We start from the raw sequence: 21,891 nt of genomic DNA on the forward strand, positions 1-21,891 counted from the left end.
CGATCGAAAGGCACGCCCATGCACGCACACCCTCTTCCCCTCGCCGGACGCACGGCGCTCGTCACCGGCGTCTCGCGCCGTCGCGGCATCGGATTCGCGACCGCTCGCACTCTCACAGCCCTCGGCGCCAGCGTCTTCCTGCACCACTACCGCCTGCACGACCTCGATCACCCCTGGGGCGGCGACGATCTGGATGCGGTGCGCGACGGCATCCGGGAGTCCCTCGCACCCGGTGCGGTGATGGGCGACCTGCATGCCGACCTGCGCGACGCCGACGCCGTCGAGTCGCTCCTGGACGCGGCCTGCGGTCTGACCGGTCGGCTCGACATCGTCGTCTGCAATCAGGCGCGCAGCGGCGGCGACGGCTCGATCTTCGACATGACGGCCGAGCACCTCGATGCGCACTGGCAGGCCAACGCCCGCGCCAGCCTGCTGCTGACGGCGGGTTTCGCGCGGCGGAAGCGGACCGAGCTGGGCCGCCCGGCGACGGCCGATGCCCGCCCCGGCGACCGGATCGACGCACTCGGCCCGTTCGCGAACCCCACCGGGCACGTGATCTGGATGACCTCGGGCCAGGGACACGGCGCGATGCGCGGAGAGATCGCCTATGCGACCAGCAAGGCCGCCCTCGCGGGGATCACCCGGTCGACGGCCGCCGAGCTGCTCGACGTCGGGATCGTCCTGAACACCGTCAACCCCGGTCCGGTGAACACCGGGTACCTCGACGAGGACACCACCGACCGCGACCTGACCGGGGTCGCCGACTGGATCGCGGGCACCCCGTTCGGCCGGGTCGGGCGCCCCGACGACCCCGCGCAGCTGATCGGGTGGCTCTGCACCGATGCCGGCTCGTGGATCGTCGGACAGGTGCTCACGTCGGACGGCGGCTTCTCGCTCTGACGCCTCGGCCCTCACGAGGGCCCCGGCCGGCCCTCACGAGACCCGGAGGGGCTCCGGAGCAGGCTCGGGGGCGGGCTCGGGGAAGATCGCCGTGAACAGCTGCCCGACCCAGTCGAGGAGCTCGGCATCCTGTAGCGGCTCGAGTCCGACGCCGACCGCGGCGGGCACGGTGGGCATCGGCACGACCAGCGCTTCGCCGCCCGAGACCAGCTTGGCCTTGGGGTACAGGCGCCGCAGACGCATCTGGATCGAATCCTCGAGCCGGGCCGGGGCGATGCGCAGGTTCGATCCCATCACCACGACGTCGGCGAGTCCCGCGCGCGCGGCTCGCCGGCGCAGTCGGGCGACCGCGATGAGTCCCTCGACCTCGGCGGGCGGGGTGCCGTAGCGGTCGGTGAGCTCGTCGATCACGAGGTCGATGGCGTCGTCCTTCGCGGTGGCCGCCGACGCCGCCGACAGCTTCTGATACGCCTCGAGGCGCAGCCGCTCGCTGTCGATGTAGTACTCGGGGATGCGCGCATCCAGGGGGAGCTCGAGCCGCAGCTCCTGACCCGACTCGACGTCCTCGCCGCGGAACGTCGCGACGGCCTCGCCGATCATGCGCAGGTAGAGGTCGAAGCCGACCCCGGCGATGTGACCGGCCTGCTCGCCGCCGAGCAGATTTCCCGCTCCGCGCAGCTCGAGGTCCTTGAGCGCCACCTGCATGCCGGAACCGAGATCGTTGTTCACCGCGATGGTCTGCAGACGATCCGCGGCGGTCTCGCTGAGCGGCTTCATCTCGTCGTACAGGAAGTAGGCGTATGCCCGCTCACGACCGCGACCGACGCGTCCGCGCAGCTGGTGCAGCTGGCTCAGGCCGTACTTGTCGGCGCGGTCGATGATGATGGTGTTCGCGTTCGAGATGTCGAGACCGGTCTCGATGATCGTCGTCGAGACCAGCACGTCGAACTTGCGCTCGTAGTAGTCGTCGACGACCTGCTCGAGCGCGTGCTCGCCCATCTGACCGTGAGCGACCGCGATGCGCGCCTCCGGCACGAGCTCGGCGAGCTGCGCGGCGACGCGCTGGATCGACTGCACGCGGTTGTGCACGAAGAACACCTGCCCCTCGCGGAGGATTTCGCGACGGATCGCCGCGGTGATCTGCTTGTCGCTGCGGGGCCCGACGAACGAGAGGATCGGATGCCGGTCCTCCGGTGGCGTCGCGAGCGTCGACATCTCGCGGATGCCGGTCACCGCCATCTCGAGCGTGCGCGGGATGGGGGTCGCGCTCATGGCGAGGATGTCGACGTTCGTCTTCATCTTCTTTAGCGTGTCCTTGTGCTCGACGCCGAAGCGCTGCTCCTCGTCGATGATCATCAGCCCGAGGTCCTTGAACATGACCTGGTCGGTGAGGATGCGGTGCGTGCCGATCACCATGTCGACCGTGCCGTCGAGCAGGCCGTCGAGGGTCAGCCGCGCCTCCTTGTCGGTCTGGAACCGCGACAGCGGACGCACCTTCACCGGGAACCCTGCGAAGCGCTCGGTGAACGTCTCGAGGTGCTGCTTCACCAGGAGCGTCGTCGGCACGAGCATCGCGACCTGCTTGCCGTCCTGGATCGCCTTGAACGCCGCTCGTACCGCGACCTCGGTCTTGCCGAAGCCGACGTCGCCGGAGAGCAGGCGGTCCATCGGGATCGGGCGCTCCATATCGGCCTTGATCTCATCGATCGTCTGCAGCTGATCCGGGGTCTCGGCGAACGGGAACGCCTCTTCGAGCTCGCGCTGCCAGGGGGTGTCCGGGCCGAACGCGTACCCCTTCGCACTCATGCGGGCCGAGTAGAGCTTGACCAGCTCGACGGCGATGTCGCGCACCGCCTTGCGGGCCTTGCCCTTGGCCTGCGACCAGTCGCTGCCGCCCATCTTGGACAGTGTCGGCCCCTCGCCGCCCACGTACTTCGAGAGCGAATCGAGCTGATCGGTCGGCACGAAGAGCTTGTCGCCCGGGTAGCCGCGCTTCGAGGGGGCGTACTCCAGCACGAGGTAGTCGCGCACCGACTTGGTCGCGTTGCGGCCCCCGGTGGAGACCTCGCGCTGGGTCATCTCGACGAAACGGCCGATGCCGTGCGTGTTGTGGACGACGTAGTCGCCCTGCGTGAGCTGCAGCGGGTCGACGACGTTCTTGCGCCGCGACGCGAGCTTCTTGACGACGCGCTGGTCGCCGCCGATCGTGCGTCCGTAGAACTCGTTGTCGGTGAGGACGGCGAGCTTCGCCTCGGCGATCTGGAAGCCGGCCTCGACAGATCCGCAGACGAGGGTCGCGACGCCGCCATCGGGGGCCGCGATCAGCTCCGCCACGACGCGGGCCGCGACGCCGCGGTCGGACAGCACGTCCCGCGCACGATCGACCAGACCCGTCCCTGTCGCGATGACGACGACGCGCCAGCCCTCCGCGACCTTGGAGTCGACGAACGAGATCGCGCCGTCGACGTTGCCGTGGAACGAGGGGATCACCGTCGCGTCGATCGTCTCGGCGTCTTCGCCGCCCATCGCGAACGGGCTCAGCCGCCACCACACGCCACCGCGGTCGCGGACGACCTCGCGCAGCCGCGCGATGGTGAGGAAGTCCCCGGCGCCGAGGTCGATGGGCGCCGAGGCGCCGGAGGTGGCCGCGCTCCACGCCGCGTCGAGGAACTCGCGGTTGGTCTCACCGAGCGTTATCGCCCTGGCGCTGGAGCGCTCGGGGTCGACGACGGCCGTCGCGCTGCCCTCGGGCAGATATTCGGCGAGCGACTTGAGCGGCCCCGAGACGGCGGGCAGCAGCGACTCCATCCCCTCGACGGGGATGCCCTCGGACATCTTCTCGAGCATGCCGGCGATCGCGGGGAACCCGGCGATCAGCGCGCGGGCGCGATCGCGCACGTCGGGGGTCAGCAGCAGCTCGCGGCTCGGCGGGAGGTCGACGGCCTCGATCGCCCCGGGGAGGGAGCGCTGGTCGGCGACGGAGAACGCTCGGATCTGATCGATCTCGTCACCGAAGAACTCGATGCGGAACGGGTGCTCGGAGATCGCGGGGAAGACGTCGAGGATGCCGCCGCGCACGGCGAACTCGCCACGTCGCGAGACCATGTCGACGCGGGAGTAGGCGCGCTCGACCAGCTGCTCGACGACACGCTCGAGCTCATGGCCGCGTCCGCCCGCCCTGAGGTCGAGCGGGGGGATCTCGCCGAGGTTCCCGGCGATCGGCTGCAGCGCCGCGCGCACCGACGCCACGACGATCAGCGGGTGGTCCCCCGACCAGTCGGCGATGCGACGCAGGGTCTGCAGGCGCTGGCCCACGGTGTCGGGGCTGGGGCTGAGTCGCTCGTGCGGCAGCGTCTCCCACGCCGGGAAGGTGACGACCTCGGCATCGGGGATGTACGCGGCGAGCGCCGCGGCGAGGCTCTCGGCCCGTCGCCCCGTCGGCACGACGGTCAGCAGCGCGGCCGGATGCCCCGCGGCACGCCGCCTGTCGAGCAGCCCCGCGAGCGTCGGCGCGTCGAGCCCGTCGACCAGGCCGAGGTCGGCATCGGTCTGGGCCCACGTCAGGGCGTCACGAAAAAGAGAGGCCTCTTCCAAGGCGCGCAGAATCCCCGGCACAGTCACCGGACAAGCCTAGCCGCGGCCACCGACACGGGGTCCGCAGCTCGGGCAGTCGCCTCTCCCCTCATAGGATGCACGGATGGAACCGGTCATCCTCACCACGGAGCGTCTCGTCCTGCGCACGCCGGACGCGTCCGATGTCGCGGCGATCACGGCAGCGTGCCAGGACCCCGAGATCCCGCGCTGGACGACCGTGCCGAGCCCGTACACGCGGGAGCACGGCGAAGGATATGTCCGCCTGATCGGGGAATGGTGGGCGGACGGCAGTCAGACCATCTGGTGCGCGTACCGCGACGGCGAGTTGGTCGCCTCGATCGGGCTGCACCACATCCACGAGCACCACACCGGCGGGGACGCCGAGCTCGGCTACTGGGTCGCAGCCCCGGCGCGGGGCCACGGCTACCTGGTCGAGGCCGCCCGCGCCGTCATCGACTGGGGATTCGAGGATCTCGGCCTCGCCAGGATCGGGTGGCGCGCCGTCGCCGGCAACATCGCTTCGGCCCGCTCGGCGCGAGCCCTCGGCTTCCGCTACGAGGGCCTGGGGAGGAGCGCTCTCACCAGTGATCGCGGCCGGGACGACGGCTGGTTCGGCGGCCTCCTCGCGACCGACGACCGCACCCCGGTGGAGTGGCCGATCCTCTAGCATCCGCCTGCCCTGGCCGGGTGTCGGCGGTGGGTGGCAGGATGGGCGCATGCCTGAGATGCCGGAAGTCCAGGGCCTGACCTCGTTCCTCGAGGAGCGAGCGGTGGGGCGCACCATCATCCGCACGAGCGTGGGCGCGATCGCCGCCCTCAAGACCTACGACCCGCCGAACACCGCGCTGCACGGCGCGAAGATCACCGGTGTCTCTCGACGGGGCAAGTTCATCGTGCTCTCGTGCGGCACCGACCTGCATCTCGTGTTCCATCTCGCGAAGGCCGGGTGGCTTCGCTGGTATGAGACGCTGCCCACGACGCCGATCAAGCCGGGCAAGTCGCCGATCGCGGTGCGCGTGGCGCTCGACGCCGAGAGCGGTTTCGATCTCACGGAGGCGGGGACCAAGAAGTCCCTCGCTGTATACGTCGTGCGCGACCCCGAGCAGGTTCCCGGCATCGCCCGCCTCGGACCGGATCCTCTGGAGACCGGCTTCACCCGGGAGGCGTTCGGCGGGCTGCTCGACGGTCGTCGGACCCAGATCAAAGGTCTGCTGCGCGACCAGAGCGTGATCGCGGGGATCGGCAACGCGTACTCCGACGAGATCCTGCACGCCGCTCGGATGTCGCCGTATGCGATCGCCGCCACGCTGGGCGACGAGGAGGTCGATCGGCTCTTCACCGCCATGCAGTCCACCCTCACCGAGGCGATCGCCGAGGCGTCGGGCAAGCCGCCGGCCGACCTCAAAGACGCCAAGCGGCGCGGGATGCAGGTGCACGCGCGACGAGGCGAGGCCTGCCCCGTCTGCGGCGACACGGTGCGCAGCGTCTTCTTCGCCGACCGTTCGCTCGAGTACTGCCCGACCTGTCAGACCGGCGGCAAGCCGCTCGCGGATCGTCGGCTGTCTCGACTGCTCAAGTAGCACGCCGACGCGGAATGAAATGCACCAGGACGCGTTGAGTACACTCAGAGCAACAACGTGCTCCGGGGTCGGTGAGAATCCGAACCGGCGGTGACAGTCCGCGAGCGTCTCGGTTCTCCGAGATGCCGATCCGGTGGAATTCCGGGACCGACGGTGGTGCGAGGCCCAGCCTCGCTAGTCCGGAAGGGAGGCAGCACGGTGCGCCGCTGCGCGCACGTTCTGTCTGCCTCTCCCCTCGAGGGAATCCCCGGAGCCTCAGAGAGGACGACGGATGGCAGTGAACGAGACGGAACGCCGGGCGATGACCCGAGCGCTCGAGCTCGCGGCGCTCGGCCCCCGCGGTGTGAACCCGCAGGTGGGCGCGGTCATCCTCTCCCCCGACGGCAGCGTGCTCTCCGAGGGCTGGCATCACGGTGCGGGCACCCCGCACGCCGAGGTCGACGCGCTCTCGAAGCTCGCACCGGGTGCTGCCCGAGGCGCGACCGCGGTGGTCACTCTCGAACCCTGCAACCACACGGGCCGCACCGGGCCGTGCGCGCTCGCCCTCATCGAGGCGGGCGTCGCCCGTGTCGTCTACGCCCTCGACGATCCCGGCGAGGTCTCCGGCGGCGGAGCCGAGCGGCTGCGGGCGGCGGGAGTGAGCGTCGACTCCGGCGAGCAGGCCGAGACCGCGCACGCGATCATCGACGGATGGCTCACGGCCCAGCATCTCGGGCGCCCGCACGTCACCGTGAAGTGGGCGCAGTCGCTCGACGGTCGGGCCGCGGCATCCGACGGCACCAGCCAGTGGATCACCGGTCCTGTCGCCCGCGCCGACGTGCACCGCCGCCGCTCTCTCGCCGACGCGATCGTCGTCGGCACGGGCACCGTGCGCGCCGACGACCCCTCGCTCACGGCACGCGACGGCGAGACGCTGTACGCGCACCAGCCCGTCCCCGTCGTGATCGGCGCGCGCCCCACACCCGACGACGCCGCGATCCGCCGCCATCCGCACCCGCCGATCTTCCACGACACGCACGATCTGTCCGCTGTCCTCGCTGACCTCCACGAGCGCGGGATCCAGAGCGTGTTCGTCGAGGGTGGCCCCACCGTGGCCAGCGCCTTCGTGGCCGCGGGCCTCGCAGACCGCGTGCTCGTCTACCTCGCCCCGGTACTGCTGGGCGGTGATCGGCTCGCCCTCACCGACATCGGCGTCACGTCGATCGGCGGCGCGCACCGGCTGACGATCGACGAGTGGGTGCCGCTGGGCGTCGACCTGCTGGCCGTCGCGCATCCCGAGCTCGACACAGCATCCACGCTCGACACAGCATCCACGCTCGGCACAGCATCCACGCTCGGCACAGCATCCACGCTCGGCACCGAACCACAGACCGAACCGCACACCGATCCGCGCACCGAAGAAGGAGCCGCCTGATGTTCACGGGAATCATCGAGGAGATCGGCGAGATCACGGCGATCGCGCCCGCCGGCGACGGATGGCGCCTGACGGTGCGCGCACCGCGCGCCGCGTCCGACGCCGTTCATGGCGAGTCCATCGCGGTCTCGGGCGTCTGCCTGACCGTCGTGGGTTCGACGCCCGACACCTTCGACGCCGACGTCATGAAGCAGACACTCGACGTCGCGGCCCTCGGTGGAGCGAGCGTGGGCACGCGGGTCAACATCGAGAAGGCCATGCCGGTGGGAGCTCGCCTGGGCGGGCACATCGTGCAGGGACACGTCGACGGAGTCGGCCTCGTCCTCGAGGTCCGGCCCGGCGAGCAGTGGAGCGTTCTGCGCATCGGACTGCCCGACGACCTCGCCCCGCTCGTCGTCGACAAGGGATCGATCTCGATCGACGGCACCTCGCTCACCGTGAGCGCCGTGAGCGCCGCCGACGCGGCAGAGCACTGGCTCGAGGTCTCGCTGATCCCCGAGACCCTCGCCGCCACCACCCTCGGAGTCCGCGCGGTCGGCGACCGCGTGAACCTCGAGACCGACATCCTCGCCCGTCACGTCGAGCGCCTGCTGGCGTTCCGGGCAGCACCGGAAGGAGGCTCACGATGAGCCTTTCCACCATCCCCGAGGCCCTCGAAGCCCTTCGTGCCGGGCGCCCGGTACTCGTCGCGGACGATGAGAATCGCGAGAACGAGGGCGACGTCATCCTCTCCGCCGAGCTCGCGACACCCGAGTGGGTCGCCTGGACGGTGCGCTGGTCGTCGGGGTTCATCTGCGCCCCGATGCCGACGGATCTCGCCGACAGCCTGAACCTCCCGCCCATGGTCGCCGCCTCCGAAGACGCCAGGTCGACCGCGTACACCGTCAGCGTCGACGCCGCAGAGGGTGTGACCACGGGAATCAGCGCCCACGATCGCGCGCACACCCTCAACGTGCTCGCGAACCCGGCCTCGACCGCGACGAGCATCATCCGACCTGGGCATGTGCTGCCGCTGCGCGCCGTCGACGGCGGCGTGCGCGAACGCAGCGGACACACCGAGGCCGCGGTCGACCTGATGAAGCTCGCGGGGCTGCGGCCGGTCGGCGCGATCGCCGAGGTCGTCGCCGAGGACGGCAGCATGATGCGTCTGCCCGGGCTGCTGGAGCTCGGCGAACGCGACGGCGTGCCCGTCATCACGATCGAGCAGCTGATCGCGCACCTCACCGAGAGCGACCCCACCGGCTGGTCCGCCGAGCGCGCGAGCCGTCGCGTCAGCCTGCGTGCGGATGCCACGGTCCCCACCACGCACGGCACCTTCCGCTTCCTCGCCTACAAGGACAGGGTGACCGGCACCGACCACATCGCCGTCGTCTCCGGGGAGCCGGGCGAGACAGCCCTCGTTCGCGTGCACTCGGAGTGCCTGACGGGTGAGGCCTTCGGCTCGCTGAAATGCGAGTGCGGTCCGCAGCTCGACGCCGCACTGGACGCGATCGAGAAGGACGGCGGGATCGTCATCTACATGCGCGGTCACGAGGGCCGCGGGATCGGCCTGATCAACAAGCTGCGCGCGTACAGCCTGCAGGAGGAGGGCCTCGACACCGTCGATGCGAACCTCGCGCTCGGCCTCCCCGCCGATGCGCGCGACTACGCGGCGGCGGCCGGCATCCTCACCGATCTCGGCGTCTCGAGGGTGCGCCTGCTGACCAACAACACCGACAAGGTGAACCAGCTGCGCAGCCTCGGTCTCGATGTCGTCGAGCAGGTGCCGCTGATCGTGGGCGTCGGCCCGAACAACCACCAGTATCTGGAGACCAAGCGTGACCGGATGGGTCACATCATCGGTGAGGCGGAGCTCGCAGAGGCTCTCGCCGACGGACGGAAGGACGAGCAATGAGCGGCGCAGGAGCACCCAGGACCGAGAAGATCGACGGACGCGGACTCAAGGTCGTCATCGTCGCGGGCACATGGCACGACGTGATCACCGACGGGCTGATCGCCGGGGCGCAGCGCGTCCTGGACGAGGCGGATGCGGCATACCGGCTCGTCCGCGTGCCCGGGTCGTTCGAGCTGGCCGTCGCCGCCCAGGCCGCGTTCGCGGGTGGGGCGGATGCCGTCGTCGCCCTCGGAGTGATCATCCGCGGCGGCACCCCGCACTTCGAGTACGTGTCGGCCGCGACCACCGACGGGCTCACCCGGGTGTCGCTCGACACGGGTAAGCCGGTCGGTTTCGGCGTCCTCACCCTCGACGACGAGAAGCAGGGCCTCGACCGCGCCGGGCTCGAGGGCTCGAAGGAGGACAAGGGCGCAGAGGCGGCGGATGCGGCGCTGCGCACGGCTCTCGTGGTGCGCGACCTGCGCGGCTGACCTCCGCCGCGAACGTCGCGATCGCCACGATCTGGCGCTGGGGCGCCCTCTCAGACGACGAGGCGTCGGCGGCTGCGGTCAGCGCGGCGGCGCGGTGCTCTCGCGCACGATGAGCTCGGTGCCCACGAGCGGGGTCTGCGCGCGCGCTTCCCCGTCGAGCTCGGCGAGCAGCGCGTCGACGGCCAGCGCGCCGACCTTCTCGGGGTGCTGCTGCACGGTGGTCAGCGGCGGCCAGAGCTGGGCGGCATCGGGCAGACCGTCGAATCCGACCACGCTGACGTCGCCGGGGATGTCTCGTCCGGCCTCGCGGAACGCCCGGACGACGCCGATCGCCATCTGGTCGTTCGCCGCGAACACGGCGGTGACCCCGTCATCGTCGCGCAGACGGAGCCCCGCCTGATATCCCGACTCCGCCGACCAGTCGCCCTGCAGCGGTTCGGGTGCCACGACGCCGCGTGACTCGAGCGTCTGCGCCCAGGACTCCCGGCGACGTTCGGCGGAGTAGGACTTCGCGGGCCCCGCCACATGCCAGACGGTCGCGTGCCCGAGCTCGAGCAGATGCTCGGTGGCGAGGCGCGCCCCCTGGGCCTGATCGGTGTCGACGAAGGGGTGCGCATCTCCGCGGTTCGAGTCGACCAGCACCACGGGCATCCCGTCGGGGATCTCGACCTCCGCCTCATCGAGCTGGTGGGCCTCGATCACGATGATGATGCCGTCGACAGCGTGCTCCTCCAGCCGGCGGAACGCTCCGGCGACGGTGTCCCTCGCCGTCGACTCGACGGGGATGAGGGTCAGCGCGTAGCCCCGCTGGGATGCGCGCACGGCGATCGCGTCGAGAGTGCGCTGATTGCCGTAGGAGCTGAACGAGAACATGATGACACCGAGGGCCCGGAACCGCCCCGACCTCAGCGCGCGCGCTGCGCTGTTGGGCCGGTAGCCCAGGCGCTGCATGGCGTCTTCGACGCGCTCCCTCGTCGCCGCGCCCACATACCCGCGCGCGTTCACGACACGTGAGACGGTCTGCCCGGAGACTCCGGCTTCGCGCGCGACGTCCTCCATCGACGGATCTCTCCGCCGCTGCGGCGGCTCTGCCGGCTGTTCCGAAGTCACGATCGATCATCCATTCATGTGTTGACGTTGACACACTAGCAGCGCGTCGAATATGTTGACGTTGACACACGGCGCAGTGGGCGCCCGATCCGTAAGAAGGTTCTCGTCGATGACGACACACGACTCCGTCGCCCTGGCGGCTCACGGCACCCGCCGGCGCGACAAGCGCGACTGGAAGGGATGGGCCTTCGTCGGCCCCTTCATGGTCGTCTTCGCCCTGGTGTTCCTCACCCCGCTCGCGTACGCGCTCTACCTGAGCTTCTTCCAGGAGAAGCTCATCGGCGGAACCGCCTTCGTCGGGGTCGACAACTACGTGCGCGCACTCACCGACCCTCAGTTCTGGGAGGCCTTCGGCCGCGTCGTGCTGTTCCTCGTGGTGCAGGTGCCGATCATGCTGGTCCTGGCCCTGGCCGCGGCTCTCGCCCTCGACAGCGCCCGGCTTCGGGGAGCGGCGTTCTTCCGCATCCTGATCTTCCTGCCCTACGCGGTTCCCGCCGTCGTCGCGGTGCTGATGTGGGGATACATCTACGGCGACCAGTTCGGTCTGACCTCGAACGTCAACGACTTCCTCGGCAGCGACCTCATCACCCCGTTCGCCAGGGAGTGGATCCTGGTCTCGATCGGCAACATCGTCACCTGGCAGTTCGTCGGCTACAACATGCTGATCTTCTATTCGTCGCTCAAGACGATCCCGACCGACATGTACGAGGCCGCGTCGCTCGACGGCGCCGGAGCGTGGCGCACGATCTTCTCGATCAAGATCCCGAACGTCCGCGGTGCCCTCGTGATCGCGACGATCTTCTCGGTCATCGGCAGCTTCCAGCTCTTCAACGAGCCCAACATCCTGCGTCCGCTCGCCCCGAACGTGATCACGACGTACTTCACCCCCAACATGTACGCGTACAACCTCTCGTTCGCGGGACAGCAGTTCAATTACGCCGCGACGATCGCCATCATCATGGGCGTCATCACCGCGGTGATCGCCTACGTCGTGCAGCTGCGCGGCTCGAAGTCTGAGGTGCGCTGACATGGCACTCCCCCTCGCCCGCCCTTCGCAGAAGCGCCACGACCTGCTCACCCCGCGCAAGTCCAAGACGCTGCTGATCGTCATGGTCGCCTACGCGCTGTACACGCTCGTGCCGCTCGTGTGGCTGCTGTTCAGCTCGACCAAGACGCAGTCCGGACTGTTCAGCTCGTTCGGCCTGTGGTTCTCCGACGACTTCGCCTTCTTCGACAACCTCGTCGCCACGTTCTCGTACCAGGACGGGATCTTCCTCCGCTGGCTGGGCAACACCCTCCTCTACGTCGTGGTGGGTGCGGGCGGGGCGACCCTGCTCGCGACCATGGCGGGCTACGGACTCGCGAAGTACCGCTTCCCCGGCCGGCGCGCCGTCTTCGCCGTCGTCCTCGGTGCCGTCGCGGTGCCCGGCACCGCCCTCGCCGTGCCGACGTTCCTGCTCTTCAGCGAGCTGGGCCTCACGAACACGCCCTGGGCGGTCATCATCCCGTCTCTCATCAGTCCCTTCGGGCTGTACCTGATCTGGGTCTTCGCCTCGGAATCGGTGCCGACCGAACTGCTCGAGGCCGCCCGTATCGACGGCGCCGGCGAGTTCCGCACGTTCTTCACCATCTCGATGCGGCTCCTCGCTCCCGGCATCGTGACCGTGACCCTGTTCACCGTGGTCGCGACCTGGAACAACTACTTCCTGCCCCTGATCATGCTCTCCGACCCCGCCTGGTATCCCCTCACCGTGGGGCTCAACCAGTGGAGCGCGCAGGCCATCGGCGCAGGTTCCCAGCCGATCTACAACCTCGTGATCATGGGCTCGCTGCTCACGATCGTCCCGATCGTCATCGCCTTCCTGCTGCTGCAGCGTTTCTGGCAGTCAGGTCTCACCGCCGGCAGCGTCAAGCAGTAGCTCCCGGCATCCTCTGCACCGAAGACGTCGGTCCGATGAAGGACCGCACCCCCGAAAGGACACAGCAATGAAGCACCTTCCCTCCCCCGCCGCCCGACGCACCCTCACGGTGCTCGCGGCCGGCACCGTCGCGGCGCTCGCACTGGCGGGATGCAGCGCCGGCGACTCCGGCGGCGGCGGCGCGGCCGGCGACGGCTCGTTCGACTCCGTCGAGGCCGCTCTCGAGAAGGGCGGCGAGATCACGTACTGGTCGTGGACGCCGTCTGCGGAGGCCCAGGTCGAGGCCTTCGAGAAGGAGTACCCGAACGTGAAGGTCAACGTGGTCAACGCGGGCACCAACAAGGACGAGTACACCAAGCTCCAGAACGCGATCAAGGCCGGCTCCGGCGCCCCCGACGTCGTGCAGATCGAGTACTACGCCTTCCCGCAGTTCACTCTCAGCGACGCGTTCGTCGACCTCTCGCAGTACGGCTTCGCCGACTTCGAGGACGACTACACCGCCTCGACATGGAACTCCGTCACCGAGGGCGACGCGATCTACGGCCTGCCGCAGGACTCGGGCCCCATGGCGCTGTTCTACAACAAGGCCGTGTTCGATGCCGCCGGCGTCGCCGTGCCCACCACGTGGGACGAGTACTACGAGGCGGCCAAGACGATCCACGCGGCGAACCCCGACGCGTACATCACCAACGACACCGGCGACGCGGGCTTCGCCACCTCGATGATCTGGCAGGCGGGCGGCGAGCCGTTCGCCACCTCCGGCACTGACGTGACGATCGATCTGCAGGACGACGGATCGAAGAAGTGGACCGAGAACTGGAACCGCCTCGTCGAGGAGGACCTGCTCGCCCCGTACAGCAGCTGGAGCGATGAGTGGTTCCGCGCTCTCGGCGACGGCAGCCTCGCGACCCTCGTGATCGGCGCCTGGATGCCCGGCAACCTCATCACCGGCGCCCCCGACGGAGCCGGCGACTGGCGCGTCGCGCCGATGCCGACCTACGACGGCACCCCGGCGTCCGCCGAGAACGGCGGCGGCGGTCAGGCCGTGACCTCGCAGAGCAAGAACCCCGAGCTCGCTGCGGGCTTCCTGTGGTGGCTGAACAACTCGGAGGACAGCATCTCGACCTTCCTCGAGTCCGGCGGCTTCCCCTCCACCACGGCCGAGCTCTCGAGCGAGGAGTTCCTCGCGGACGCCCCGGAGTACTTCGGCGCTCAGAAGATCAACGAGGTCCTCGCGGCCGCGGCCGATGACGTCGTCGAGGGCTGGAGCTACCTGCCCTACCAGGTCTACGGCAACAGCATCTTCGGAGACACCGTCGGCCAGTCGTACCAGAACGGCACGGACCTGAACGAGGGCCTCACGACCTGGCAGGACGCGCTGGTCGAGTACGGCAACTCGCAGGGCTTCGCCGTCAACAAGTAATCGCACGTCTGGGCCGGACGGGAATCCTCCCGTCCGGCCCACCCATCGAAAGCGCCTCATCGTGACCTCCTTCTCCATCGGCGAGACCGATTTCCTCCGCGCCGGCCTCCCCCACCGGGTGATCTCGGGCGCCATCCACTACTTCCGGGTGCACCCCGACCAGTGGCAGGACCGCATCCGCAAGGCACGCCTGATGGGGCTGAACACGATCGAGACCTACGTCGCCTGGAACGCGCATGAGCCGCGGCGGGGCGAGTGGGATGCCACGGGGTGGAACGACCTCGGTCGATTCCTCGACCTCATCCAGGCCGAGGGCATGGATGCGATCGTCCGACCCGGCCCCTACATCTGCGCCGAATGGCACAACGGCGGGCTTCCGAACTGGCTCACCGCCGGCGAGCGCGAGCTCCGCTCCTCCGAGCCCTCCTACCTGGCCGATGTGAGCGACTACCTGCGCCGCGTCTACGAGATCGTCGCTCCCCGGCAGATCGACCGAGGCGGCTCCGTCGTGCTCGTGCAGATCGAGAACGAATACGGCGCCTACGGCTCCGACAAGGACTACCTCCAGGCGCTCGTCGCGCTGACCCGCGAGGCGGGCATCACCGTCCCGCTCACCACGGTCGACCAGCCCACCGATCAGATGCTCGCCGACGGCAGCCTGCCCGAGCTGCACAAGACCGGCTCGTTCGGTTCACGCAGCGCCGAGCGCCTCGCCACCCTGCGCACGCACCAGCCCACCGGTCCCCTGATGTGCTCCGAGTTCTGGGACGGCTGGTTCGACTGGTGGGGCGGCGTGCACCACACCACCGATGTGGAGGCTGCAGCCTCCGACCTCGACGAACTCCTCGCCGCCGGCGCGTCGGTGAACATCTACATGTTCCACGGCGGCACGAACTTCGGCCTCACCAACGGCGCCAACCACAAGGGCCGCTACCTGCCGATCGTCACCTCGTACGACTACGACGCCCCTCTCGACGAGGCCGGGAATCCGACGGCGAAGTTCTTCGCCTTCCGCGACGTGATCGCCAGATACGCCCCCGTCCCCGACGAGCGACCGCCCGCCGTGACGACCTCGCCGGCGTTCTCCGTGCCGCTCACGCCTGCGGGCGCGTGGACGGATGCTGCGATCGACGCGTCCGTGAGCACCGATTCACCGGCGACCTTCGACGAGCTCGAGCACCTGAGCGCTCTCGTCCGCTACGACGTCGAACTGCCGGGAGGCCGCGGAGGGCTTCTCGTCACCGACGAGGTGCGCGACCTCGCCTGGGTGAGCGTCGACGGCCAGACCGTCGGGACGCTCTCGCGCGCCCGCCACGACCGCGCGCTGCAGGTCCCCGCGGGCCGCACGCTCAGCATCCTCGTCGAAGAGCAGGGTCGCGTGAACTACGACCACCGGCTCGGCGAGCAGAAGGGCCTCATCGGCATCCCCACCATCGACGGCGCGCCCCTGACCGGATGGCGCTCGACACCGCTCGATGTCGCGGAGATCGCCGCGGAGATCGCCGCCCGCGGCGGAGAGCCGTCGGGCGCGCCGTTCGCCGGACCGTCCGCGTGGGTCGCGGACGTCGACCTCGATGCCCCCGCAGACCTCTTCCTCGACACCGCGTCGTGGAGCAAGGGGTACGCGTTCGTCAACGGGTTCTTCCTCGGCCGCTACTGGCGCAACGGTCCGCAGCGCACGCTCTTCGTGCCGGCGCCCGCGACCGTCGCCGGAGCGAACAGGCTCGTCGTCCTCGAACTCGAGCACCTGCTCGCTCCGACCGCGGACTTCGTCTCGGCACTCGCTCTCGGCGACACAGAGGAATAGCGAGCAACAGCGAGGCATGAGCAGCGCACGCAGTACCGTGATGATGTGCCTCGTCGAAGGTTCTCCACGCCTACACCCGCCGCGCGTGCGCGCTATGCCAAGCGACGGCAGCGGCGTCTTGCCCGCGTCGACAACGATCTCACGGACGAGCAGTGGTTCGTCCTGCTCGACGCGTGGGGCCGATGCGCGTACTGCGGAGCAGAAGGTCCCGCGCTGCAACGCGACTGCGTGATGCCGATATCGCGGGGCGGCCGCTACACGGTCGAGAACGTGGTGCCGGCGTGCGGGTCGTGCAACGCGAGCAAGCACAACGACGAGGTCACGTCGTGGATGCGGCGCAAGAAACTCGACGAGCGGGCGTTCCTCACCCGCTACAGCGAGATCCTGGTGGACCTGCGCCAGGCGGAGTGAGCGGCGCTCAGGCGATCGGCACCAGCGTGGCGTCGATCCGTCGGGCGTCGATCGCGACCGTCATCATCGTGCAGACGGGCTGGCGGCGGCGATCCGTCGGCGACCCCGGGTTCAGCAGACGCATGCCCGACGGGGCCACCGTGTCCCACGGGATGTGCGAGTGGCCGAACACGAGCAGATCCGTGCCGGGAAAGGCGGCGTCCATCCGCTCCTCTCGCCGCTGCTTCTGCCCGGTCTCGTGCACCACGGCCATCTCGACGCCCTCGACCGTCAGCCGGGCGATCTCGGGCAGCCGCTCGCGCAGCGCCGGGCCGTCGTTGTTGCCGTGGACGCCCACGAGCCGCCGTGCTCGTGATTCGAGCAGATCCAGAGTCGCGACGTCGATCCAGTCGCCCGCGTGCACGACGATGTCGGCCTCCTCGACCGCCGACAGCACCGCGGCGGGCAGTCTCTTGGCGCGGGCGGGCACATGGGTGTCGGCGATCAGCAGCAGTCTCGTCGTCACGATCTTCTCGCCTCCCGTGGGCGTCGGCATCCGCATTCGACTCTACGCACGCGCTGCGACGGGATGTCATACGCACCCAGCAAACGTTCAGAAAGGCGTAGGATCTCTCGGTGCCCTGGTATACCAGGGCACTCGGATCTAAGGAGCAGCATGAGCACGACCACAGCGCCGGCGAATCCGCGTTCGCGCGTCATCACGGCGAGCCTCGTCGGCACCACGATCGAGTTCTACGACTTCTACGCGTATGCGACGGCGGCGGTGCTCGTCTTCCCGGTGCTCTTCTTCCCCACCGGAAACGACACGACCTCGCTGCTCTCGTCGTTCGCCGTCTTCGGCGCCGCGATGATCGCCCGCCCGATCGGTGCCGTGATCTTCGGACACTTCGGCGACAAGTTCGGCCGCAAGGCGACGCTCGTCGCCTCCCTGCTCACGATGGGCATCGCGACGTTCGTCATCGGCCTGCTGCCCACATTCCAGCAGATCGGCTGGTGGGCGGCACTGCTGCTGCTGCTCCTGCGCCTCGCGCAGGGCTTCGCCCTCGGCGGCGAGTGGTCGGGCGCCGCGCTGGTCGCCACCGAGAACGCCCCCAAGGGCAAGCGCGCCTGGTACGGGACGTTCCCCCAGCTGGGAGCACCGCTCGGCTTCATCATCGCGAACCTGCTCTTCCTCACGATCAACTGGCTGCTGCCGCACTCCGAGAACCCCGCCCTCAAGTCCGAGGCGTTCCTGTCGTGGGGCTGGCGCATCCCGTTCCTGTTCTCCGCCGTGATGGTCATCATCGGACTGTGGGTGCGGCTGAAGCTCGTCGAGTCCGAGACCTTCACGAAGGCCGAGAAGAAGGGCGCGATCCGCAAGCTGCCACTCGCCACCGTCTTCCGTCACCACTGGCGGCAGCTCATCCTCGGCACGTTCATCATGCTGGCGACCTACGTGCTGTTCTACCTGATGACGAACTTCACCCTCGCCTACGGCACCAAGCCCGCCTCGCTCGAGACCGCGTCGGCCGCAGCACAGGCCGCCGCCGAGGCGACCGGCAAGGACTTCGACGCCGCCGCCTTCGCGTCTCAGTTCTACCCGGGCCTCGGATTCGGCTACACCGACTTCGTGCTCATGCAGATCATCGGCGTGGTGTTCTTCGGTGTCTTCACGCTGCTCTCCGGTCCCATCGCCGACAAGATCGGGCGCCGCAGGCTGCTGATGTGGGTCACCGGACTCATCATCGTGTTCGGTCTCACCTTCAACGCCTTCCTGCTGCCCGCGGTCGACCCCAAGTTCACGGGAGCGCTCGCCCAGGCGTTCCTCGTGTTCGGCTTCATGTTGATGGGAGCGACGTTCGGTCCGATGGGCGCGCTGCTTCCCGAGCTCTTCCCGACGAACGTGCGCTACACCGGCTCCGCGATCTCGTACAACGTGTCGTCGATCCTCGGCGCCGCGCTCGCTCCCATCGTCGCGCTGTGGCTGTGGGAGCTCGGTGACGGCGCGCCCTGGCTCGTCGGCCTCTACCTGTCGGCGATGGGCGTGCTCACCTTCATCGCGCTCTTCCTCTCGAAGGAGACCAAGGACAACGACTACGACGAGGACCTCGGCGTCACCGCCGCCGGGCGCTGACACGGCCCGTCAGGAGAAAGGGCGGCACCTCCTCGGTGGTGCCGCCCTTTCCGGTTCCCGCACGCCGTCCGCTCCGCCCCACGCCAGGATCCTCGCTCTCAGTACGAGGCCGTGAGCGTCCTGGCGGCGCCGTCGAGCACCATCGAACCGCCGTACGGCACGATCCACTGCGGACGCGTGTGGCCGAAGGGCACACCCACGCAGACCACGGCATCCGGGTTGTATCGCGCCACCGTCTCGATCACGACGTCACGCTGCGCCGCACGCAGGGAGCCTGCCTCCTCCGCCGACGGCCGGAAGTCGAAGTCGCTCACCGGCGGTCGCGCCACCACCACTCCGGCGACGGCGCCGAGGATCCCCCGCTCGCCGAGTCCGCGCAGCCAGCGCGCGACCCAGCTCGCCGCCGGGCGCTCCTCGCTCGTCTCCAGCAGCAGGATGCCGCCGCGCAGCTCGTACGGGGTGGGCAGCCGGTCGGCGAGCGCCAGCTGATCGATCACCTCGAGGCATCCGCCCCAGGTGCGCCCCTCCACTCGCGCGGCGGGGCCCGCCCAGGTCCACTCCGGCGTCGGGATGCGATCGCCGTACTCGGTGAGTGCGCGCGGGTCCGTCCAGCGCCGGCCGACATCCTCCGATTCCCCGGGTTCGGTGATCGCGATGTCGCCGCCGTCGAGCAACGCTCCGCGCAGCGACCGCAGATGCACGTCGTCGACCGCGGGTCCGGGGCCGAGGTGCACGGCGGTGGAGCCGCCGTAGTACCCGCGGATGCCCAACCCCCAGAGCCAGTTGAGGATGTTCGTGTTGTCGCTGTAGCCGAGGAAGGGCTTGGGATCGGCCTGCGCGAGCGCAGCGTCGAGGTGGGGCACGACGAGGATCTGATCGTCGCCGCCGATGGTGGCGAGGATGGCGCGGATGCGCGGGTCCGCGAAAGCCGCGTTCACGTCGGCGGCGCGCGCCTCGGGGGTCGCATCGAGCTCACGCGTGGTCGGATACTCGACGGGGATCAGACCGGTGAGATCCTGCAGCCGGCGCATCGCCTGCTCGTGGATCTGCGGTGCGACGGCCGGAGCGGCGAAGGCCGGTGAGAGGATGGCGACATGGTCGCCGGGGACGGGTCTCGGTGCAGCCAGCATCGCCCCAGTCTCGCATCACGAGACGCGCACAGCCCATCCACAGAATCGGCCGCGGCACGAAGTACGGTCGAACTACTCCCCCAGCAGATCGAGGTCCCGCATGTCCAGCACGGCGACACCACGCCGACGCGGACGCGGCGCGCACCAGGACGGCCCGCGCGCCACTTTCCGCCAGCTCCTCCCCTTCCTCTTCGAGCACAGGCGCACGCTCATCGTCGTCGCCGTGCTCAGCGTGTTCGGCGCGGCCACCTCCCTCGCCCAGCCGCTGCTGGTGGGTCAGGTCATCGAGGCCGTGCAGTCCGATGAGGGCCTCGGCATCATCGTGTGGGTGCTCATCGGTCTCGTGGTCGTGTCGTCGATCATCTCGGGGTACCAGCACTACCTCCTGCAGCGCACCGGCACGGCGGTCGTCTACTCCAGCCGGCGCAAGCTGATCTCCCGCATCCTGCACCTGCCGATCAGCGAGTTCGATGCTCGCCGCACCGGCGACCTGGTCTCACGGGTGGGCACCGACACGACGCTGCTCTACGCCGTGCTCACCCAGGGATTGGCGGATGCCGTCGGCAGCGCGATCCTGTTCCTCGGCGCGCTGATCGCCATGCTCGTGATCGACCCGGTGCTGCTGCTGCTCATCGTGGTCGTCATCGGCGTCTCGGTGGTCGTCGTGGTGGCACTCAGCGGCCGCATCCGCACGGCGTCGACGGCCCAGCAGGAGAAGGTCGGAGAGCTCGCCTCCGGTGTGGAGCGGGCCGTGGGATCCATCCGCACCGTCCGAGCCTCGGGGGCCACCGAGCGCGAGACCGCGTCGGTGTCGACGCTCGCGTCGGAGGCGTACGGGATCGGCGTGCGGATCGCGAAGATCTCCTCCCTCGTCGTGCCGATCGCGGGCGTGGCACTGCAGGTGTCGATGCTCGTCGTGCTGGGCGTCGGCGGATTCCGGGTCGCGGCCGGCACGATCACGATCGCGTCGCTGATCACCTTCATCCTGTTCCTGTTCATGCTCGTGATGCCGCTCGCGACGACCTTCGGCGCCATCACCTCGGTGAACCAGGCGCTGGGCGCGCTCGGCCGCATCCAGGAGGTGCTGAATCTGCCGACCGAGACACAGCATGATGCCGAGACCGCATCGTCGGTCACCCGCGACGCGGCGGACCCCGCGGCTCCCGCCATCGAGTTCCGGGATGTGCGCTTCCGCTATCCCGAGAACGTCGTCGCCGCCCGCCAGGCTGCGGCGAAGGAGGCCAAGACGCTGCTCGCCGACGCGCATCTCGAGCGGACCGACACGCTCGAGACGACCGACGCGGAGGCCTCGGGCCCGGGGCACGATGTGCTGCGCGGCGTCTCGTTCGCCGTGCCACGCGGTGCCCGCGTGGCACTCGTCGGTCCCAGCGGCGCCGGCAAGAGCACGATCCTGTCGCTCATCGAGCGTTTCTACGACCCTACGGGCGGCTCGATCCGCCTGTACGGGCACGATGTGCGCACGTACCCGCGCGATGAGCTGCGGGCGCAGTTCGGGTATGTGGAGCAGGATGCTCCCACGCTCGCCGGGACCCTCGCCGACAACCTGCGCCTCGCGTCGCCCGATGCCTCCGATGCGGCGTGCGAACAGGTGCTGCGCGCGGTGAACCTCGGGGACGTGCTCGAACGCAGCCCGCTCGGCCTCTCGGCCCCGGTCGGGGAGGACGGCGTCATGCTCTCGGGCGGAGAGCGTCAACGCCTCGCGATCGCCCGTGCCCTGCTCACGGACGCACCGATCCTCCTGCTCGACGAATCCACGTCATCGCTCGACGGCGTGAACGAGCAGCGCATGCGCGAAGCGATCGACGCGGTCTCCACCGACCGCACGCTCATCGTGATCGCGCACCGGCTGTCGACGGTGGTCGACAGCGACCTGATCGTCGTGCTGCAGGACGGCGTCGTCGTCGGCCAGGGCACGCACGTCGAGCTCGTGGAGTCGACGCCGCTCTACCGCGACCTGGCCCGGCACCAGCTGCTCGCCTGATCGCGAGACCCCGCACAGAGAAGTACGCGAGGGCGGGATGCCGGAGACCACTCAGCCATGGGTTCGTCTCCGACGTCCCGCCCTCGCGGGTCGGGGGAAGGGTGGGACGCCGGCTCCCCCGAAC

The 21,891-nt window shown here is 69.5% G+C and carries 18 protein-coding genes and 1 riboswitch; of the genes, 14 read left to right on the forward strand and 4 right to left on the reverse strand.

The features are described from left to right. Window positions 1-18 precede the first annotated feature (18 nt). Window positions 19-900, forward strand: a complete 882-nt coding sequence (locus ABTZ43_RS03245) for an SDR family oxidoreductase (protein ID WP_350537800.1) — start codon at window positions 19-21, stop codon at window positions 898-900. A 33-nt stretch (window positions 901-933) separates the two neighbouring features. On the opposite strand, the gene mfd is transcribed toward ABTZ43_RS03245, so the two are convergent. Then, on the reverse strand, window positions 934-4,521 hold the full coding sequence (gene mfd / locus ABTZ43_RS03250) for a transcription-repair coupling factor (protein WP_350537801.1): 3,588 nt from the start codon (window positions 4,519-4,521) through the stop codon (window positions 934-936). Window positions 4,522-4,597: 76 nt separating this feature from the next. Here mfd and ABTZ43_RS03255 point away from each other — a divergent pair, with 76 nt between their 5' ends. From ABTZ43_RS03255 to ribH, 6 genes are all read left to right on the forward strand, one after another. Continuing rightward, the gene (locus ABTZ43_RS03255; RefSeq protein ID WP_350537802.1) at window positions 4,598-5,161 is read left to right on the forward strand and encodes a GNAT family N-acetyltransferase; all 564 of its coding nucleotides are present in this window, start codon (window positions 4,598-4,600) and stop codon (window positions 5,159-5,161) included. Between the two features lie 49 nt (window positions 5,162-5,210). After that, a complete protein-coding gene (locus tag ABTZ43_RS03260; protein WP_350537803.1) occupies window positions 5,211-6,074 on the forward strand; it encodes an Fpg/Nei family DNA glycosylase in 864 nt (287 codons plus the stop codon). 54 nt (window positions 6,075-6,128) lie between these two features. Next, window positions 6,129-6,274, forward strand: a riboswitch (FMN riboswitch). Window positions 6,275-6,345: 71 nt separating this feature from the next. Next, window positions 6,346-7,488, forward strand: a complete 1,143-nt coding sequence (ribD, locus tag ABTZ43_RS03265; protein ID WP_350537804.1) for a bifunctional diaminohydroxyphosphoribosylaminopyrimidine deaminase/5-amino-6-(5-phosphoribosylamino)uracil reductase RibD — start codon at window positions 6,346-6,348, stop codon at window positions 7,486-7,488. Next, window positions 7,488-8,117 carry a riboflavin synthase gene (locus ABTZ43_RS03270; protein ID WP_056415913.1) on the forward strand — a complete coding sequence of 210 codons (630 nt, stop codon included), beginning with the start codon at window positions 7,488-7,490 and terminating at the stop codon, window positions 8,115-8,117. Before ribD ends, ABTZ43_RS03270 begins: the two co-directional genes overlap by 1 nt. Next, window positions 8,114-9,382 carry a GTP cyclohydrolase II gene (gene ribA, locus ABTZ43_RS03275; protein WP_253385734.1) on the forward strand — a complete coding sequence of 423 codons (1,269 nt, stop codon included), beginning with the start codon at window positions 8,114-8,116 and terminating at the stop codon, window positions 9,380-9,382. The genes ABTZ43_RS03270 and ribA overlap by 4 nt, the downstream gene beginning before the upstream one ends. Further along, a complete protein-coding gene (gene ribH / locus ABTZ43_RS03280; protein ID WP_350537805.1) occupies window positions 9,379-9,852 on the forward strand; it encodes a 6,7-dimethyl-8-ribityllumazine synthase in 474 nt (157 codons plus the stop codon). Before ribA ends, ribH begins: the two co-directional genes overlap by 4 nt. Window positions 9,853-9,930: 78 nt before the next feature. Here ribH and ABTZ43_RS03285 read toward each other — a convergent pair whose 3' ends face one another. Continuing rightward, on the reverse strand, window positions 9,931-10,911 hold the full coding sequence (locus tag ABTZ43_RS03285; protein ID WP_253386634.1) for a LacI family DNA-binding transcriptional regulator: 981 nt from the start codon (window positions 10,909-10,911) through the stop codon (window positions 9,931-9,933). Window positions 10,912-11,071: 160 nt separating this feature from the next. Between ABTZ43_RS03285 and ABTZ43_RS03290 the strand changes: the two genes are divergently transcribed. The 5 genes from ABTZ43_RS03290 (at window position 11,072) to ABTZ43_RS03310 (ending at window position 16,522) form a co-directional block, all read left to right on the forward strand. Further along, the gene (locus ABTZ43_RS03290; RefSeq protein ID WP_149423442.1) at window positions 11,072-11,989 is read left to right on the forward strand and encodes a carbohydrate ABC transporter permease; all 918 of its coding nucleotides are present in this window, start codon (window positions 11,072-11,074) and stop codon (window positions 11,987-11,989) included. 1 nt (window position 11,990) lies between these two features. Then, window positions 11,991-12,881, forward strand: a complete 891-nt coding sequence (locus tag ABTZ43_RS03295) for a carbohydrate ABC transporter permease (RefSeq protein ID WP_056415899.1) — start codon at window positions 11,991-11,993, stop codon at window positions 12,879-12,881. 67 nt (window positions 12,882-12,948) lie between these two features. Beyond that, on the forward strand, window positions 12,949-14,304 hold the full coding sequence (locus ABTZ43_RS03300) for an ABC transporter substrate-binding protein (protein WP_350537806.1): 1,356 nt from the start codon (window positions 12,949-12,951) through the stop codon (window positions 14,302-14,304). 61 nt (window positions 14,305-14,365) lie between these two features. Next, on the forward strand, window positions 14,366-16,111 hold the full coding sequence (locus ABTZ43_RS03305) for a glycoside hydrolase family 35 protein (protein WP_350537807.1): 1,746 nt from the start codon (window positions 14,366-14,368) through the stop codon (window positions 16,109-16,111). A gap of 45 nt (window positions 16,112-16,156) precedes the next feature. Next, window positions 16,157-16,522 (forward strand): HNH endonuclease, encoded by a 366-nt coding sequence (locus tag ABTZ43_RS03310; RefSeq protein ID WP_253385731.1) that lies wholly within the window; start codon window positions 16,157-16,159, stop codon window positions 16,520-16,522. A gap of 7 nt (window positions 16,523-16,529) precedes the next feature. Here the strand turns inward: ABTZ43_RS03310 and ABTZ43_RS03315 are convergent, their stop codons facing one another. Further along, window positions 16,530-17,027, reverse strand: coding sequence for a metallophosphoesterase family protein (locus ABTZ43_RS03315; protein WP_350537826.1), 498 nt, complete (start codon window positions 17,025-17,027; stop codon window positions 16,530-16,532). A 150-nt stretch (window positions 17,028-17,177) separates the two neighbouring features. Between ABTZ43_RS03315 and ABTZ43_RS03320 the strand changes: the two genes are divergently transcribed. Next, window positions 17,178-18,635: an MFS transporter gene (locus ABTZ43_RS03320; protein WP_350537808.1), complete on the forward strand. Its 1,458-nt coding sequence runs from the start codon at window positions 17,178-17,180 to the stop codon at window positions 18,633-18,635. A 98-nt stretch (window positions 18,636-18,733) separates the two neighbouring features. Here ABTZ43_RS03320 and ABTZ43_RS03325 read toward each other — a convergent pair whose 3' ends face one another. Next, window positions 18,734-19,765, reverse strand: a complete 1,032-nt coding sequence (locus ABTZ43_RS03325) for a S66 family peptidase (protein WP_350537809.1) — start codon at window positions 19,763-19,765, stop codon at window positions 18,734-18,736. A 100-nt stretch (window positions 19,766-19,865) separates the two neighbouring features. On the opposite strand from ABTZ43_RS03325, the gene ABTZ43_RS03330 reads away from it, so the two are divergent. Further along, on the forward strand, window positions 19,866-21,767 hold the full coding sequence (locus tag ABTZ43_RS03330) for an ABC transporter ATP-binding protein (RefSeq protein ID WP_350537810.1): 1,902 nt from the start codon (window positions 19,866-19,868) through the stop codon (window positions 21,765-21,767). Window positions 21,768-21,891: the final 124 nt, after the last annotated feature.

Origin of the sequence: Microbacterium sp. NPDC097977 (assembly GCF_040302605.1) — a bacterium.
Classification (GTDB): Bacteria; Actinomycetota; Actinomycetes; order Actinomycetales; family Microbacteriaceae; genus Microbacterium.

Coding starts and splice junctions, on each gene's coding strand:
- ABTZ43_RS03300 (WP_350537806.1), top strand. CDS start 12,949: ATGAAGCACCTTCCCTCCCCCGCCGCCCGACGCACCCTCACGGTGCTC.
- ABTZ43_RS03320 (WP_350537808.1), top strand. CDS start 17,178: ATGAGCACGACCACAGCGCCGGCGAATCCGCGTTCGCGCGTCATCACG.
- ABTZ43_RS03270 (WP_056415913.1), top strand. CDS start 7,488: ATGTTCACGGGAATCATCGAGGAGATCGGCGAGATCACGGCGATCGCG.
- ABTZ43_RS03330 (WP_350537810.1), top strand. CDS start 19,866: ATGTCCAGCACGGCGACACCACGCCGACGCGGACGCGGCGCGCACCAG.
- ABTZ43_RS03325 (WP_350537809.1), bottom strand. CDS start 19,765: ATGCTGGCTGCACCGAGACCCGTCCCCGGCGACCATGTCGCCATCCTC.
- ABTZ43_RS03245 (WP_350537800.1), top strand. CDS start 19: ATGCACGCACACCCTCTTCCCCTCGCCGGACGCACGGCGCTCGTCACC.
- ribD (WP_350537804.1), top strand. CDS start 6,346: ATGGCAGTGAACGAGACGGAACGCCGGGCGATGACCCGAGCGCTCGAG.
- ABTZ43_RS03285 (WP_253386634.1), bottom strand. CDS start 10,911: ATGGAGGACGTCGCGCGCGAAGCCGGAGTCTCCGGGCAGACCGTCTCA.
- ABTZ43_RS03255 (WP_350537802.1), top strand. CDS start 4,598: ATGGAACCGGTCATCCTCACCACGGAGCGTCTCGTCCTGCGCACGCCG.
- ABTZ43_RS03260 (WP_350537803.1), top strand. CDS start 5,211: ATGCCTGAGATGCCGGAAGTCCAGGGCCTGACCTCGTTCCTCGAGGAG.
- ribA (WP_253385734.1), top strand. CDS start 8,114: ATGAGCCTTTCCACCATCCCCGAGGCCCTCGAAGCCCTTCGTGCCGGG.
- ABTZ43_RS03290 (WP_149423442.1), top strand. CDS start 11,072: ATGACGACACACGACTCCGTCGCCCTGGCGGCTCACGGCACCCGCCGG.
- ABTZ43_RS03295 (WP_056415899.1), top strand. CDS start 11,991: ATGGCACTCCCCCTCGCCCGCCCTTCGCAGAAGCGCCACGACCTGCTC.
- ribH (WP_350537805.1), top strand. CDS start 9,379: ATGAGCGGCGCAGGAGCACCCAGGACCGAGAAGATCGACGGACGCGGA.